The sequence below is a fragment of the Marivita hallyeonensis genome, assembly GCF_900129875.1.
GTDB lineage: Bacteria > Pseudomonadota > Alphaproteobacteria > Rhodobacterales > Rhodobacteraceae > Marivita > Marivita hallyeonensis.
Map to the genome: position 1 here is coordinate 355,698 of NZ_FQXC01000002.1, position 13,853 is coordinate 369,550.

A 13,853-nucleotide genomic window follows, 5' to 3' on the forward strand; every position below is an offset into this window, starting at 1 on the left:
TACGTACCTTCACACAGCGGCATGAAGGCACTTATACCATGTCGAGGTGTCCGGTCACCGGTCTGGTAAAGGAATGAACTCGCTGTCATCGCCAGGAGGCAACTGGAACCGCCCATCTGCCCAATCTTCGCGCCGCCAGGCCTCTTTTGCCTCTTCGATCCGCTCTTTCGAGGACGCCACGAAATTCCACCAGATGTAGCGAGGCCCCTCCAACGTGGCGCCGCCCAAGAGCATCAGCCGCGCACCCTGTGCTCCGGCATGAAGAGACACCGGATCACCGGGACGAAAAACCATCATCTGACCGGCCTCATAAGTGTCACCAGCCACGGTCACGGACCCTTCGACCACGTAAACACCCCGATCTTCATGGTCGTCGGGAAGTGGTATGGCCGCGCCGGGCTGCAGCACGGCATCGGCATAGAACATCTCGGACGCCGTCTCGACCGGGGCCTTTTCACCGTACGCGTTGCCGAGGATAAGACGCACCTCCTTGCCCTCGCCTTCGAGGAACGGCAGTTCGGTCGGAGCCGCATGCACGAATTCCGGCGCGCGATCCTCGTGGTCCTTCGGCAAGGCAACCCAGGTCTGAATGCCGAAGAACGGCATCGGGTCCTTCTGGGTCGCATCGTCGGTGCGTTCCGAATGCGTGATCCCTTGGCCGGCCACCATCCAGTTGACGGCACCCGGTTCGATCCATTGATCCGTACCGAGGCTGTCGCGGTGATGCATGCGCCCCCGGTACAGGTAACTGATCGTCGCGAGGCCAATATGCGGATGCGGGCGCACGTCCAACCCCCGCGAAGGCAAAAACTCGGCCGGGCCCATCTGATCGAAGAAGATGAACGGCCCCACCATCTGGCGCTTCGGCGCGGGCAAGGCCCGTCGCACCTCGAACCCGCCCAGATCGCGGGCGCGGGGAACAATCAACGTGTCGATGGCATCGACCTCATCACCGGTCGGGCAATGTGGATCCAGTGCAGGATTCCAGCTCATATCGTATCCTCTCACATCTGTCTTGTGCGTTGCCCGCAAAGTAAGTCATTGCGCCCGCACACAAAAGGCACGCCTGCGGCCAGTTATTGTGCGAATACGCACATATCTGCAAAACTTTGACGAAACTAAGGCTTGAACCTACTCAACCCTCACGGCAACATCGCCGATGGGCGGCGCATGGTGATCCATGCTCATGGGCGGATGACTTAAGGCAAGCGACTGAATTTGTTGACGTGACTGACCTTTTCACACGAGAGCTCAAATTCTGGGACCTGACCTTTTCGCGGGTGTCCTTCGACCTTCTGACGTACGCCCGCGTTCTTCGGCACGAACGCACACTGATCTTCATCAGTCTTTGCCTCCTCAGCTTTTTTGCCACCGATCCGTCCGGTACGCGTGCCTACATCCCGCTCTGGTTCGACATCCTTCTCTGGCCAACGGCCTTCATGTTCTACCTGGCGGTTTATCACCTCTTGCTGATGGCCTTTTCCGCAGCGAGCAAGCGGTGGCCAAATCTGCGCGCCCCGTTGCCTGTCATGGGTGGGATCTCATTGCTGCCGACCGTGTTTGCCTGCGAGGCGGCGGTCACATGGATCAGTAACGGCGCATATGGCCGCGCGATCCTGCCTCAGATGATCTTCTTCTTTCTGGCAGTTCAGGCGCTCGAAACCGTGTTCTTCAAGTTCATCATGCCCAATGTACGCAAGGAGTTGCAGCGCGACAGCGATGCCCGGCATGTCATCGTGGGGGGTGAGCGCCTTGACCTTTCCGGTCTGATTCATGTCGAGGCGCGCGAACACCATGTGCACCTCACCTTCCACGACAAGCAGTTGATGTCGCGCGCACGGCTTGGCGACATTGTGGCCCAGACACGTGTCGAAGACGGCGTTCAGCCACATCGCTCCTGGTGGGTCGCCCGTGATCCGGCGATCACGCCCGAGCGCAAAGGCGGGCGCATGATCCTGCGCTTACGCGACGACACCGAGGTGCCGGTGGCGCGAACGCGGGTCAATGACGTTCAGGACTGGTTGCAGAAGCACGTCAGGAACGGCGACTAACGCCCTGCTTTTTAACCGAAATAGGGCAAATATGGTGGGTGATGAGAGACTCGAACTCCCGACATCTTCGGTGTAAACGAAGCGCTCTACCAACTGAGCTAATCACCCGATGGCGTGTCGTTTAGGCCAAGGTTTCCGCCGATGCAAGCCTTCGTCTGCATCGGGGCACCCCGCGATGGCAAATCGGTACCTGATCCCCACCGGGACGATCCTGTGCAGGCCACTTGAACAGCCCCCGCCTCAGCCAAGCTTGCCCCGCCATTTCAGGCTTTGGCGGTTCAGCGCGTGTAGATCGACCTCATCCGCCAGAATATCCTGCGCGAGATCGACGGCGGCTTGCAGGATGTCATCCCCCGCCGCCTTGTAGGCAGGCCTGTCAGAAATGTGGTCGTACCAGCGACCACCGCAGGCGTGGTCCAGGCAAATCCGTTGAAAACAATGGTCGAGGCTCACGGGCCAGTCGCGTGTTTTGGCGGCCTTTGGCAATGCCTCACGCGTCAGGCGCATCCATTCGTTTTCCAATGCTGCGCGGTCCATGTCACCTCAGATGCAAAAGGCGTGCCAAGCGGCACGCCTTTCAGAAACCTGGTGGGTGATAAGAGATTCGAACTCCTGACATCTTCGATGTGAACGAAGCGCTCTACCACTGAGCTAATCACCCGATGGCAGCGGTCTTAGCCTCACTCAGCAGCCTGTGCAAGGGGGTCCGGAGAGGACGCCTGATGGCTTTCGTTCCGGCGCAATCGCGTGGTGATCACATGCGCTTTTGTCGTGCGTTTCATGCGCGTGACCTTCATCTTGCCCATAGGTGCAAGGTTCAGTTCACGTCCATCCGCGATGGTTTCACCGAGGACGGCCAGCATCGCTTCGATCACCGGTTTCGCATCGCGCTTCTTCACACCACTGCGCGCCACGACGGCGTCGATCAACTCTTTCTTCTTCAACTCGGGGGCCGAAACTGTTGGCGTCTCACTCACAACGACATCCGGTTGCGTGACCGGTGCCTTCGCCCGCGACGGTGTCGCGGTGCGTTTACGGGATGGTGCTTCTGTTTTGCTCGTCGTCGCCATGTGCGCCTTCCTTTGTGTCTGCTCGTATTTATCGGCGAATATGCGCCGACCATAGCAGAACGGGACACTTTATCCAGTGTGGAGTTCGGAAATCGGCACCAAATCCTGAAAACCACGCATCATCTGGCGCTACAGTGCATCAGTACAACGAAAAACGCCGCCCCAACCGGGACGGCGTTGACGTTACGTTTTCGCGTCGGATCAGTGCGCCGTCGCCGACGTTCCTTGTCCTGCGGCGTCAGCGGAACGCGCTGCCGCTGCGGCTTCTTCCGCCGCTTCGTCCCACTCGATCTCCTCCGGCGTGTCGACCAAGGCAAGCTTGAGCACATCCGACACGTGTTCGACCGGTACGATCTCGAGACCGTTCTTCACGTTGTCAGGGAGCTCGGCCAGATCCTTCTCGTTCTCTTTCGGGATGAGAACGGTCTTGATCCCGCCACGCAGTGCAGCAAGCAGCTTTTCTTTCAGACCGCCGATCGGCATTGCATTCCCGCGCAGGGACACCTCACCTGTCATCGCGATATCGCGCTTCACCGGGATGCCGGTTAGAACCGACACGATGGACGTGACCATGGCCAGACCAGCCGACGGGCCATCCTTGGGCGTCGCGCCGTCGGGCACGTGCACGTGGATATCCATCTTGTCGAATTGCGTCGGCTTCACCCCGATCTTGGGCGAGATCGACCGCACATAGCTGGACGCCGCGTCGATGGACTCTTTCATCACATCACCCAGCTTACCGGTGGTCTTCATCCGACCCTTGCCGGGCAATCTCAGCGCCTCGATATGCAGCAGATCACCGCCCACGGACGTATAGGCCAGCCCCGTCACGACACCGACCTGGTTCTCATCCTCGGCAAGGCCGTAACGATACTTCCGAACACCAAGGAAGTCGTCGAGGTTCTCGGGGGTCACAACCACCTTCTCCTCTTCCTTCTTGATGATCTTCGTCACCGCTTTCCGCGTGAGCTTCGAGATTTCCCGCTCAAGGTTACGAACACCCGCCTCCCGCGTGTAATAGCGGATAACGTCAGTCAGAGCCTCGTCCGTCAACTCGAACTCGCCTTTCTTGAGACCGTGGTTCTTCACCTGCTTCGAAATCAGGTGACGTTTGGCAATCTCGGCCTTTTCATCTTCGGTATAGCCCGCCAGCGGAATGATCTCCATCCGGTCCAGAAGCGGCCCCGGCATGTTGTAAGAGTTCGCCGTAGTCAGGAACATCACGTTCGACAGGTCGTATTCGACCTCAAGATAGTGGTCCACAAACGTGCCGTTCTGTTCCGGATCGAGCACCTCAAGCATGGCCGACGCCGGGTCGCCCCGGAAATCCTGACCCATCTTGTCGATCTCATCGAGCAGGATCAGCGGGTTCGTCGTCTTCGCCTTTTTCAGCGCCTGGATGATCTTGCCCGGCATGGAGCCGATATAGGTCCGGCGGTGGCCGCGGATCTCGCTCTCGTCGCGCACACCACCCAGTGAGATGCGAATGAACTCGCGACCCGTGGCTTTAGCGACTGACTTGCCCAACGATGTCTTACCCACGCCCGGAGGGCCGACAAGGCACATGATCGGGCCTTTCAGCTTCTTCGAGCGTTGCTGCACCGCAAGGTACTCAACAATCCGTTCCTTGACCTTCTCAAGCCCGTAATGATCCGCATCGAGGATCTTCTCGGCATTGGACAAGTCTTTCTTCACGCGGGACTTCTTGCCCCACGGGATCGACAGCATCCAGTCAAGGTAGTTGCGCACGACGGTCGCTTCGGCGCTCATCGGGCTCATGTTCTTGAGCTTCTTGATCTCTGCGTCGGCCTTTTCGCGCGCTTCCTTGGATAGCTTGGTCTCATTAACCTTCGCTTCCAGTTCCGCGACCTCGTTCTGGCCGTCCTCGCCGTCACCCAGTTCCTTCTGAATGGCCTTCATCTGCTCATTCAGGTAATACTCGCGCTGCGTGCGCTCCATCTGGGATTTGACGCGCGTCTTGATCTTTTTCTCGACCTGCAGAACGCTCATTTCACCCTGCATCAGGCCATAGACCTTCTCCAAACGCTCGCTCACCGCCAGCGTCTCAAGCAGCTCCTGCTTCTGGTCTACTTCGATGCCCAGATGCCCGGCCACCAGGTCCGCCAGTTTCGCGGGCTCGTCTGCGTCCGACACGGCACCCAAAGCTTCCTCGGGGATGTTCTTCTTGACCTTGGCGTAGCGTTCAAACTCTTCCGCCACGGTGCGCACCAGCGCCTCGATCGCGGCGGGGTCGCCCGGCATTTCGGTCAGGTATTCGGCCGACGCTTCGAAAAAATCGTCATTGTTCAGGTAATTCGTGATGCGCACGCGACGCTGGCCTTCGACCAGCACTTTGACGGTGCCATCGGGAAGTTTCAGCAGTTGCAGCACGTTGGCCAGCACACCGGCTTTGTAAATGCCGTCGGTTTGCGGATCGTCGTCAGACGGGTCCATCTGGCTGGCAAGCAGGATTTGCTTGTCATCCGCCATCACCTCTTCCAGCGCGCGAACGGATTTGTCCCGTCCCACGAAAAGCGGCACGATCATGTGGGGAAACACCACAATGTCGCGCAGCGGCAGCACCGGGTAGGAGGCGTTCAGAGGCTCTTGCATGCTCGTATCCTTGTTGTTGGCAAGATGGCGCCAGCCCCGCTTTGCGGCAGCTCCGGCCATCTCCGGTCTCGGAGTGTAAAGGTGGGTTGAGACATGGTGAAAATCAACCCAGGGTCACTCGCGCGCCAGATTGCGCCCTTCCGCCCAGAGGTGCAAGGCGCGTTTTGTCTGGGCCGAGGAAATGCCGTGGATTGGAACTTCTTTTTCCGTTGAGCAGGTTTGAAACGGCCAACCGCCAAAGAAATTGCCGCAGACCGGCCTTTGTGTTGCCCAGCTTTGTCGCATCATGCGGTATCGTGATTACTCAGGGGACCTCTATGGCAGAGCGGCGTCGGTCATTCATTTCTCGGAACGGACGCTGGATTGCAGCGCATGGAATGCTTGGGATTGCCCTCAGTCCATTCATGTCCCTGAGAGAGTTCAAGCTCACCGCGCGCGAGATTGCGGATTGGGTTTCCAATGCACCGGATAGCGTGAGCGCACTCGCACTTACACAGGACGCGCTGCTTTATTACATTCTTCCATCGCTCTTGGTCCTTGCATTCATCGCGGTCGTCCTTGGCCTCAGCTATCTCCTTGTCGCAACCGTAACCGCCACACTCGTGCCAAGACGCTGGCGCGGCTATGTCGATGGGATGATATTCGCGGCAACACTTTTCTTGGCGGTGATGGCAGCCGAAATCTTCTCGACGAACATGACCCCATTCATCGTTTTTGTCTTGTTTCAGGCGCTGACACTCCCGGCGCTTTGGGCACGTGTGCCTGTGTCGCTGACCTACCACGGGACGGCGCAGCTTGATGTGCCCCTCCCCGTGAACGAAGCCAAGCGGCACTTCTTCCCAAATTGCGATCCCGGCGTCGAGCTGGCCGATGCGGCATGGATAAACGAGGCCAATATGCACGTCTTCGGCGCGGACACGCGTCTTCCGCTGAAGGTTCAAAGCCTCGGGGACAACGCCATCCGCGTGACCGACCCACCCGTGGCGCCCGGTCGCGCGTATCGCTATGTCGACTTGCGATTGGTGCCGCTCAATGACAACCGTGCGCGCCTTCACCTCGACGTGACAATTCTGCGCGCCGCGCCTTATGATTTTTGGGACTTCTGGACCCGCCCCTACGCAGAGGATTATGCAGACTACCTGCACAACCGCATCACAGGCGAAAAGGACCGCACCGTCTATGGGGCGCTTTTGAAACGGTATCTCAAACGCGCAAAACGGGCCGCTGCGCCGGCGACGATGCGACCGGCCTGAGGCGCACTAGAACGACGCGATATCGCCTTCGGCTCGCAGCGCGTGAAAGTCCGCCTCGAACGCCGCAAACTGACCCGCCGCAATAGCCTCCCGCATGCCCTGCATCAGTTCCTGATAGTAATGCAGGTTGTGCCAGGTCAGGAGCATGCCCGAGATCATCTCCTGTGCCCGGAAGACGTGGTGCAGATAGGCGCGGCTGTAGTTGCGGCACGCAGGACAAGTGCAATCCTCATCCAGAGGCCTCGGATCGTCCTGATGCCGGGCGTTCTTGATGTTCACCTGCCCGCGCCGCGTCCACGCCTGCCCTGTCCGGCCAGACCGTGACGGCAGCACGCAATCCATCATGTCGATCCCGCGCTTCACGGCACCGACGATATCGTCAGGTTTGCCAACACCCATGAGGTAACGCGGTTTGTCCTCGGGCAGTTGCCCCGGTGCGTATTCCAGACAGCCGAACATCGCCTCCTGCCCCTCGCCGACAGCGAGGCCACCAACAGCGTAGCCGTCGAACCCGATGGCTCTCAGAGCTTCCGCCGATTCCGCACGCAGATCTTCCTCCAGCCCACCTTGCTGGATCCCGAACAACATATACCCTGGCCGATCCCCGAAGGCGTCGCGCGACCGCTGCGCCCACCGCATCGACAGCCGCATCGACTCCGCGATCCGGTCGCGATCCGCCGGCAAGGCGGGGCATTCGTCAAAACACATCACGATGTCCGACCCCAGAAGCCGCTGGATGTCCATCGACCGCTCCGGCGTCAGCTCGTGCTTTGACCCGTCGATGTGGGATTTGAACGTGACCCCCTTTTCGGTGAGCTTGCGCAAATCCGCGAGGCTCATCACCTGAAACCCACCGGAATCCGTCAGGATCGGTTTGTCCCAGTTCATGAACCGGTGCAGCCCGCCCAGCCGGTCGATCCGCTCAGCCGTCGGACGCAGCATGAGGTGGTAGGTGTTTCCCAGAAGGATATCCGCCCCCGTCGCCGCCACCGACTCGGGCATCATCGCTTTCACGGTCGCCGCTGTGCCGACCGGCATGAAGGCTGGCGTACGGATCGTACCGCGCGGCGTGTCGATCCGTCCGGTCCGCGCCAACCCATCGGTCGCCTGCAAGGTGAATGAGGTCTTGGTCATGGGGTCTTCCCATGCCCCAGCACAGAGCGCTTGCCAACCCTTTACCCTGCTCACCGTATTCCCTATATCTTTGCTCAGGAAAGAGGGAATGAGCCACCATGAACGACGCGAGTCCTCACATCGAAGGTGCCCCGCTGATTGCGCCGTCCAGCACGGATCACGAGCTGTACGATCAGGTCGTCGAAGCTTGTCGGTCCGTGTATGACCCTGAAATTCCAGTGAATATCTACGATCTTGGCCTCGTGTATACCATCGACATCAATGCCGAGAACGAGGTGCGCGTCATCATGACCCTCACCGCGCCGGGATGCCCGGTTGCCGGAGAAATGCCGGGCTGGGTGGCCGAAGCCATCGAACCCCTGCCCGGCGTGAAGCATGTCGATGTCGATCTGACGTGGGAGCCACCCTGGGGCATGGACATGATGTCCGACGAGGCGCGGCTTGAACTGGGCTTCATGTAAGCCATGGCGGTCACCGACGAACAAATCGCGTTTGTCCGTGACCTCTTCCGCGACGTACCCGGCGTGACCACCCGCAAGATGTTCGGTGGTCTGGGCATCTATTCCGAAGGCACCATCTTTGCGCTGATCGGTCCTGGCGATGCGATCATGGTCAAGGCGCGCGGCGACCTTGCGGATCAGCTGGCCGCCGAAGGTGCCGAGCAGTGGACGACATACGAGGGCAAGACGGTGAACATGCCGTACTGGATCCTGCCCGACGCCGCTCTGGACGATCCCGACGAAGCCTGCCGCTGGGCGCGCCTGTCGATTGAGCAGAACGCGTCTTGAGCGCCCGCCTGCCGTCAATCAAATTTGATTGCTTTCTCCATAAGAAACCATTATTGATTGACGTATGGTGCACTACGCGGTCCTCACCGGCGACATTATCGGATCAAGCGCCCTGTCGGCCTTCGATCTCGACAGCACCATGCGTGCGATCAAGCAACAGTGCCGCGACATCGCGGAGTGGACCGGTGACCCCAAATCAACGTACTTCGCGCGTCGCGGTGGCGATAGCTGGCAAATCGCGCTGAGAGCGCCCCAGTTCGCCCTGCGCGCCGCCATAGCCGTTCAGGCCCGCGTGATGGCGCTGCCCTTCCATCCGACGACCCGCATCGCCATCGCGGTCGGGACAGGAAACATTCCCGACACAGGTGACATCAATGCCGCCCACGGCGCGGTGTTCACCGACAGCGGACGTCTTTTGAGCACACTCGACAGCGGAACACGGATGGGCGACGCCCGAGGCGGGGCGCGCCACGCGGCGGCCATCCTTGCCGATCATGTCGCGCAGGGCTGGACCCCGACGCAGGCTCGGGCGATTGCGGCGGCCCTCGCCCCGAACGCGCCCACGCAGAGCGTGATCGCAAAAGACCTCGGCGTGTCACGGCAGTCGGTAAACCAGACGCTCAAGGCGGCGGGGTATTCGGCGCTCACCGCCGCACTGGCCGCAATTGAAGAACACCCATCGGAAACTGACAAGTGAAACCGGTTTCATTTCCCCATAGCAACCCAAAACGCTTGTCGGTTTTCCCATGATTGCCACATTCACCGCCCTCCTGTTCGCGCACGTGCTGGCCGATTTCCTTGTTCAGACAAACACGATGGTGCGCCGCAAAACCGAGTTCGGGTTTTTCGCACTGCACATCGCCATTGTCTTCGCCCTAAGCGCCGCAGCGCTGGGCGGGGCGTGGCAAACGGCGCTCGCCATCGCCGGGCTGCATCTGATCATCGACGCGATCAAGACATGGGGGCTGACGGAGGCCCGCCGCAACACGCTGTCCGCGTTCCTCACGGACCAGGGGGCGCATGTCCTGTCGATCGCTGCCGTGGTCTGGGTCTGGCCCGATGCCATCTCAACCGGTCTCTGGGCCGACCATGTCACTGCTGCCCTGCCGCATGTCATCCTGATCACCGGAGCGATTGTCGCGATTTTCGCGGGCGGCTACGCTGTCGGTCTGTTGATGGAGCCTTACACCGCGCAGATCGACCAAAACAAAGGGCTTGCGCAGGCGGGGCGCATGATCGGGCAACTCGAACGCGCCCTGATCTTTCTGTTTCTCATGGTGAACGAAACCGCAGCCGTCGGTTTCCTGATCGCGGCCAAGTCCGTCTTGCGCTTTGACACCGCGGCGCAGGGCCAGAAAGAGGGCGAATACGTGATCATCGGCACACTCGCGTCTTTCGGCTGGGCGCTGGCGGTCGGATTTGCCACAGAGAGCCTTCTTGAGTTTGCCGCGACCAGCCCCTAATTTCACAGGGAAGGAGACAGCACACCATGTTTGGCATTCCCGGAAAACAAGCCGTCACGCTCACCCCGAAAGCGGTTGCGCAGGTGCGCAAGCTGATGGAGTCGAAGGGCCACGCCGGCTTGCGCATTGGCGTCAAGAAAGGCGGCTGCGCTGGCATGGAATATACCATGGATTACGTCGACGCGGCCGATCCGCATGACGAGGTGGTGGATCAGGACGGCGCCATCGTGATGATCGCGCCCATGGCGCAGATGTTTCTTTTCGGGACCGAGATCGACTATCAAACTTCGCTGCTCGAATCCGGGTTTCACTTCAACAATCCGAACGTCGCGGACGCCTGCGGGTGCGGTGAATCCATCAAGTTCAAGGATGTCGAAGACCTCGCCGGCGAACACGAAAACGGCGCGCCCAACCTCAAGGCCTGACGAAACGCCTCTCGCTTCTCTGGTTCACAAATATCCCGGGGGAGCGCCGAAGGCGCGGGGGCAGAGCCCCCTTCTACCTTGTCTGCAAATGCACATAGGTCTCGGCATAGCGCTTGGTCAGGTGATCCCCTGCGCGGATCATCTTGCCTGACCCGATCGGCGCGACGTTGGTCTCGACATTCGGATTGAAAAAGAGCGGTACCGAAATCCGTTCCTCGGCTCCGCCCTTGACGCGGTGAAGGGTCGCGACGACGCGTCCGGCTGTCCACATCTCGAGCATCTCGCCGAAATTGATGATGAACTCCCCCGGCGGTGCCTGCACCGGCAGCCAGTCGTCCGAGCCACGGGGCTGGACCTCAAGACCCGGCTGACCGTCCGTCGCCAGAAGTGTCAGACAGCCGTAATCCGTGTGCGCGCCGATCCCGAAATCCTTGTCACCGGCCCAGTCAGGGCGCGGCGGATAATAGTTGCCGCGCAGCAAAGCCATCGGGCAATCGAACTTGTCCTCGAAAAAACCGGCATCCGCGCCAATCGACAGGGCAATCCCGCGCAGGATGCCGCGCGCCACATCCAGCGCATCCGCGTAATAGGCCCGGATCACGGCCTCGAACCCCGCCGGGCGATCCGGCCAGTGGTTCGGTGCGTAGACCGACAACGCGACCCGCATATCGCCGTCGGGCAGCGTGTAGCCGCAATCGAAAACTTCCTTGTAATCGGGGTTCGCGTCCGGATCGACCTGTTCGGATTGCGGCGCGCCCCAGCCCCGGTTCGACCCGGTCTTGGCCATGTTGACCTGATCCTTGATCTCTACCGGAAGATCGAAGAACGCACGATATGCGGCGAGGACAAACCGCATGCGCGCCGACGAAAAGGGCGTGTTGTGCACGGTCGCAAAGCCCACTTCCTCGGCGGCAACACGCATCTGTGCCAAAGCGTCGGGGTCACCTCCCAAAAGCGCCGCTGCGTCCAGTCTGGGGATCATGTTCTGCCCTTCCCATGCCGATCACCGCCCTTCTGGCACCACGCGGACAGCCGCGCAACAGGCCTTGACGTCGCTTCTTGGCCCGCGATGATGCGGGCGAAGCTGATCCAGAGGGAGCCGACATGCGCCGCAAACTTGCCGCCGGGAATTGGAAGATGAATGGGGTCCAAAGCACCCTGAGTGAACTGGATGCGTTGCAAGACGCCGCCAAAGGCGACGCGGAAGTGCTGATCTGCCCACCGGCCACGCTCATCTTCAGCGCAAGCAAACGGGCCGGACTTGTCGCCATCGGCGCCCAGGACTGCCACAGCGCAGAGTCCGGCGCGCATACCGGTGATCTGTCCGCCGCCATGCTGCGCGACGCGGGCGCGACCTATGTGATCCTCGGCCATTCGGAACGGCGCGCCGATCATGGCGAAAGCGATGCCCTTGTCGCCTACAAGACCCTCGCGGCCTGGGGTGCGGGACTGAAAGCCATCGTCTGTGTCGGCGAAACGCTGGAAGAGCGCGAGGCAGGCAAGACGCTCGACGTGATCGGTCGTCAGCTTGCCGGATCGTTGCCCGACGACAGCACAGCAGCAAACCTTGTCGTCGCGTACGAGCCGGTCTGGGCCATCGGCACCGGCAAGGTCCCCTCGACGTCGCAGATCGGCGAGGTTCACGGCTTCATCCGGTCGAGCCTCATCAGCCGGTTCGGCAATGAGATCGGCAGCGCCGTGCGTCTGCTCTACGGCGGCAGTGTCAAGGGATCGAACGCCGACGAGATCTTTGCCGTCGACAATGTGGACGGCGCGTTGGTTGGCGGGGCCAGTTTGACCGCCGGGGATTTCGTGCCGATTGTCGATGCCCTGAACGCGCGGTGATGCTGCGGGTCGTCCAATCCCCGATAGACCCCGCATTCGTTCAGAACCCCTACCCGTTCTATGATCGTCTCAGGCAGGCGGGCGATCTGGTGTGGTGGGAAGACTATGCCATGCCATGCGCCGTCTCGTATGCCGCCGTTCACGCGCTGTTTCGCGACCGTCGGTTCGGGCGCGAGGTCCCGCCAGAGCAGGCGGTCACCCCACCAGCGTATTTGAAGCCGTTCTATGATGTCGAAGCCCATTCGATGCTCGAGCTTGAACCGCCCCGCCACACGCGGCTGCGCGGTCTTGTGCTTCGGGCCTTCACGTCGCGCCGGATCAAGGCGCTCGCCCCCGAGATCGCGGCCCTGGCCCATGCCAGGATCGATCAGTTCCCCGTGAACCAGCCGTTCGACCTCCTGCCCGCCTATTGCCAACCGATTCCGGTGATCGTGATCGCGCGATTGCTGGGCGTTCCGGACGAAATGGCGGATCAGCTGCTGCGGTGGTCAAACGCCATGGTTGCCATGTATCAGGCGGGCCGCAGCCACGAGACAGAGGTCAGGGCGGCCAAGGCGGCAACGGAGTTCACCACTTTCCTGCGCGACTACATCGACCGCCGCCGCGCCAAGCCGGCGGATGACCTCATCACCCATCTCATCGCAGCAGAGGAGCACGGCAAAAAGCTGTCGACGGAGGAGCTCATCACAACCTGCATCCTGCTTCTGAACGCCGGTCATGAGGCGACAGTGCACACGCTGGGCAACGGGGTAAAAACGCTGTTGAACCACGCGATCACGATTTCGACCGAGACCGCAGACCTGACCTGCGAGGAGATCCTGCGCTTCGACCCGCCCCTGCACATGTTCACACGATACGCCTACGAGGAAGTCGACGCCTTCGGCCACACCTTCCGACGCGGCGATCAGGTGGCGCTGCTTCTCGCCGCTGCCAACCGCGATCCCGCGCAGTGGGAAGACCCGAACCAGTTCAACCCGACACGTGCCATCACGCAGAACACGAGCTTCGGCGGCGGCTTGCATTTCTGCGTCGGCGCTCCGCTCGCGCGCTTGGAAATGCAAATCGCGCTGCCCATCCTGTTCGACCGGTGCCCGAGCCTGAGCATCGCCGAACCACCGGTCTTCGCCGACAGCTATCACTTCCACGGACTCGAGCGGTTGATGGTGACCACTGCCTAGCAGCAGGCTGGCAGGGTGGCCTCCGCATCAGGA

The 13,853-nt window shown here is 60.8% G+C and carries 15 protein-coding genes and 2 tRNA genes; 9 read left to right on the plus strand and 8 right to left on the minus strand.

Going from position 1 to position 13,853, the window contains the following annotated elements; translation table 11 throughout:
* Positions 1–54 precede the first annotated feature (54 nt).
* The gene (locus BUA42_RS07390; RefSeq protein WP_072777065.1) at positions 55–993 is read right to left on the minus strand and encodes a pirin family protein; all 939 of its coding nucleotides are present in this window, start codon (positions 991–993) and stop codon (positions 55–57) included.
* Positions 994–1,226: 233 nt separating this feature from the next.
* Between BUA42_RS07390 and BUA42_RS07395 the strand changes: the two genes are divergently transcribed.
* Positions 1,227–2,051 (plus strand): LytTR family DNA-binding domain-containing protein, encoded by an 825-nt coding sequence (locus tag BUA42_RS07395; protein ID WP_072777066.1) that lies wholly within the window; start codon positions 1,227–1,229, stop codon positions 2,049–2,051.
* Positions 2,052–2,083: 32 nt separating this feature from the next.
* Here BUA42_RS07395 and BUA42_RS07400 read toward each other — a convergent pair.
* The 5 genes from BUA42_RS07400 to lon all read right to left on the minus strand — a co-directional run bounded on the left by BUA42_RS07400 (position 2,084) and on the right by lon (position 5,734).
* Positions 2,084–2,159: transfer RNA gene (locus BUA42_RS07400), tRNA-Val, on the minus strand.
* Positions 2,160–2,291: 132 nt separating this feature from the next.
* Positions 2,292–2,588: a GCN5-related N-acetyltransferase gene (locus BUA42_RS07405; RefSeq protein WP_178346870.1), complete on the minus strand. Its 297-nt coding sequence runs from the start codon at positions 2,586–2,588 to the stop codon at positions 2,292–2,294.
* A 49-nt stretch (positions 2,589–2,637) separates the two neighbouring features.
* Positions 2,638–2,712 (minus strand) — tRNA-Val (locus BUA42_RS07410).
* A gap of 19 nt (positions 2,713–2,731) precedes the next feature.
* Positions 2,732–3,121: an HU family DNA-binding protein gene (locus BUA42_RS07415; protein WP_084066154.1), complete on the minus strand. Its 390-nt coding sequence runs from the start codon at positions 3,119–3,121 to the stop codon at positions 2,732–2,734.
* 201 nt (positions 3,122–3,322) lie between these two features.
* Positions 3,323–5,734 (minus strand): endopeptidase La, encoded by a 2,412-nt coding sequence (gene lon / locus BUA42_RS07420; RefSeq protein ID WP_072777470.1) that lies wholly within the window; start codon positions 5,732–5,734, stop codon positions 3,323–3,325.
* A gap of 404 nt (positions 5,735–6,138) precedes the next feature.
* Here lon and BUA42_RS07425 point away from each other — a divergent pair, with 404 nt between their 5' ends.
* Positions 6,139–6,987, plus strand: coding sequence for a hypothetical protein (locus BUA42_RS07425; protein ID WP_143152643.1), 849 nt, complete (start codon positions 6,139–6,141; stop codon positions 6,985–6,987).
* A 6-nt stretch (positions 6,988–6,993) separates the two neighbouring features.
* On the opposite strand, the gene tgt is transcribed toward BUA42_RS07425, so the two are convergent.
* Positions 6,994–8,121 carry a tRNA guanosine(34) transglycosylase Tgt gene (gene tgt / locus BUA42_RS07430; RefSeq protein ID WP_072777068.1) on the minus strand — a complete coding sequence of 376 codons (1,128 nt, stop codon included), beginning with the start codon at positions 8,119–8,121 and terminating at the stop codon, positions 6,994–6,996.
* Between the two features lie 98 nt (positions 8,122–8,219).
* Between tgt and BUA42_RS07435 the strand changes: the two genes are divergently transcribed.
* The 5 genes from BUA42_RS07435 to BUA42_RS07455 all read left to right on the plus strand — a co-directional run bounded on the left by BUA42_RS07435 (position 8,220) and on the right by BUA42_RS07455 (position 10,797).
* Positions 8,220–8,582, plus strand: coding sequence for an SUF system Fe-S cluster assembly protein (locus BUA42_RS07435; RefSeq protein WP_072777069.1), 363 nt, complete (start codon positions 8,220–8,222; stop codon positions 8,580–8,582).
* Positions 8,583–8,585: 3 nt separating this feature from the next.
* On the plus strand, positions 8,586–8,909 hold the full coding sequence (locus BUA42_RS07440) for a TfoX/Sxy family protein (protein ID WP_072777070.1): 324 nt from the start codon (positions 8,586–8,588) through the stop codon (positions 8,907–8,909).
* 64 nt (positions 8,910–8,973) lie between these two features.
* The gene (locus tag BUA42_RS07445) at positions 8,974–9,606 is read left to right on the plus strand and encodes a hypothetical protein (RefSeq protein WP_072777071.1); all 633 of its coding nucleotides are present in this window, start codon (positions 8,974–8,976) and stop codon (positions 9,604–9,606) included.
* Positions 9,607–9,655: 49 nt separating this feature from the next.
* Entirely contained in the window at positions 9,656–10,372 is a 717-nt protein-coding gene (locus BUA42_RS07450; protein ID WP_072777072.1) for a DUF3307 domain-containing protein, read from the plus strand.
* A 26-nt stretch (positions 10,373–10,398) separates the two neighbouring features.
* Positions 10,399–10,797, plus strand: coding sequence for a HesB/IscA family protein (locus BUA42_RS07455; protein ID WP_072777073.1), 399 nt, complete (start codon positions 10,399–10,401; stop codon positions 10,795–10,797).
* Between the two features lie 73 nt (positions 10,798–10,870).
* Here the strand turns inward: BUA42_RS07455 and BUA42_RS07460 are convergent, their stop codons facing one another.
* Positions 10,871–11,779, minus strand: a complete 909-nt coding sequence (locus BUA42_RS07460; protein WP_072777074.1) for an isopenicillin N synthase family dioxygenase — start codon at positions 11,777–11,779, stop codon at positions 10,871–10,873.
* A 122-nt stretch (positions 11,780–11,901) separates the two neighbouring features.
* Here BUA42_RS07460 and tpiA point away from each other — a divergent pair, with 122 nt between their 5' ends.
* On the plus strand, positions 11,902–12,642 hold the full coding sequence (gene tpiA, locus BUA42_RS07465; RefSeq protein WP_072777471.1) for a triose-phosphate isomerase: 741 nt from the start codon (positions 11,902–11,904) through the stop codon (positions 12,640–12,642).
* Entirely contained in the window at positions 12,642–13,820 is a 1,179-nt protein-coding gene (locus BUA42_RS07470; protein WP_072777075.1) for a cytochrome P450, read from the plus strand. Before tpiA ends, BUA42_RS07470 begins: the two co-directional genes overlap by 1 nt.
* Positions 13,821–13,853 lie beyond the last annotated feature (33 nt).

What these genes read in the sequence shown, in the direction of transcription:
- BUA42_RS07390 (WP_072777065.1), bottom strand. Translation starts at nt 993, where the DNA reads ATGAGCTGGAATCCTGCACTGGATCCACATTGCCCGACCGGTGATGAG.
- BUA42_RS07405 (WP_178346870.1), bottom strand. Translation starts at nt 2,588, where the DNA reads ATGGACCGCGCAGCATTGGAAAACGAATGGATGCGCCTGACGCGTGAG.
- BUA42_RS07415 (WP_084066154.1), bottom strand. Translation starts at nt 3,121, where the DNA reads ATGGCGACGACGAGCAAAACAGAAGCACCATCCCGTAAACGCACCGCG.
- lon (WP_072777470.1), bottom strand. Translation starts at nt 5,734, where the DNA reads ATGCAAGAGCCTCTGAACGCCTCCTACCCGGTGCTGCCGCTGCGCGAC.
- BUA42_RS07425 (WP_143152643.1), top strand. Translation starts at nt 6,139, where the DNA reads ATGTCCCTGAGAGAGTTCAAGCTCACCGCGCGCGAGATTGCGGATTGG.
- tgt (WP_072777068.1), bottom strand. Translation starts at nt 8,121, where the DNA reads ATGACCAAGACCTCATTCACCTTGCAGGCGACCGATGGGTTGGCGCGG.
- BUA42_RS07435 (WP_072777069.1), top strand. Translation starts at nt 8,220, where the DNA reads ATGAACGACGCGAGTCCTCACATCGAAGGTGCCCCGCTGATTGCGCCG.
- BUA42_RS07440 (WP_072777070.1), top strand. Translation starts at nt 8,586, where the DNA reads ATGGCGGTCACCGACGAACAAATCGCGTTTGTCCGTGACCTCTTCCGC.
- BUA42_RS07445 (WP_072777071.1), top strand. Translation starts at nt 8,974, where the DNA reads ATGGTGCACTACGCGGTCCTCACCGGCGACATTATCGGATCAAGCGCC.
- BUA42_RS07450 (WP_072777072.1), top strand. Translation starts at nt 9,656, where the DNA reads ATGATTGCCACATTCACCGCCCTCCTGTTCGCGCACGTGCTGGCCGAT.
- BUA42_RS07455 (WP_072777073.1), top strand. Translation starts at nt 10,399, where the DNA reads ATGTTTGGCATTCCCGGAAAACAAGCCGTCACGCTCACCCCGAAAGCG.
- BUA42_RS07460 (WP_072777074.1), bottom strand. Translation starts at nt 11,779, where the DNA reads ATGATCCCCAGACTGGACGCAGCGGCGCTTTTGGGAGGTGACCCCGAC.
- tpiA (WP_072777471.1), top strand. Translation starts at nt 11,902, where the DNA reads ATGCGCCGCAAACTTGCCGCCGGGAATTGGAAGATGAATGGGGTCCAA.
- BUA42_RS07470 (WP_072777075.1), top strand. Translation starts at nt 12,642, where the DNA reads ATGCTGCGGGTCGTCCAATCCCCGATAGACCCCGCATTCGTTCAGAAC.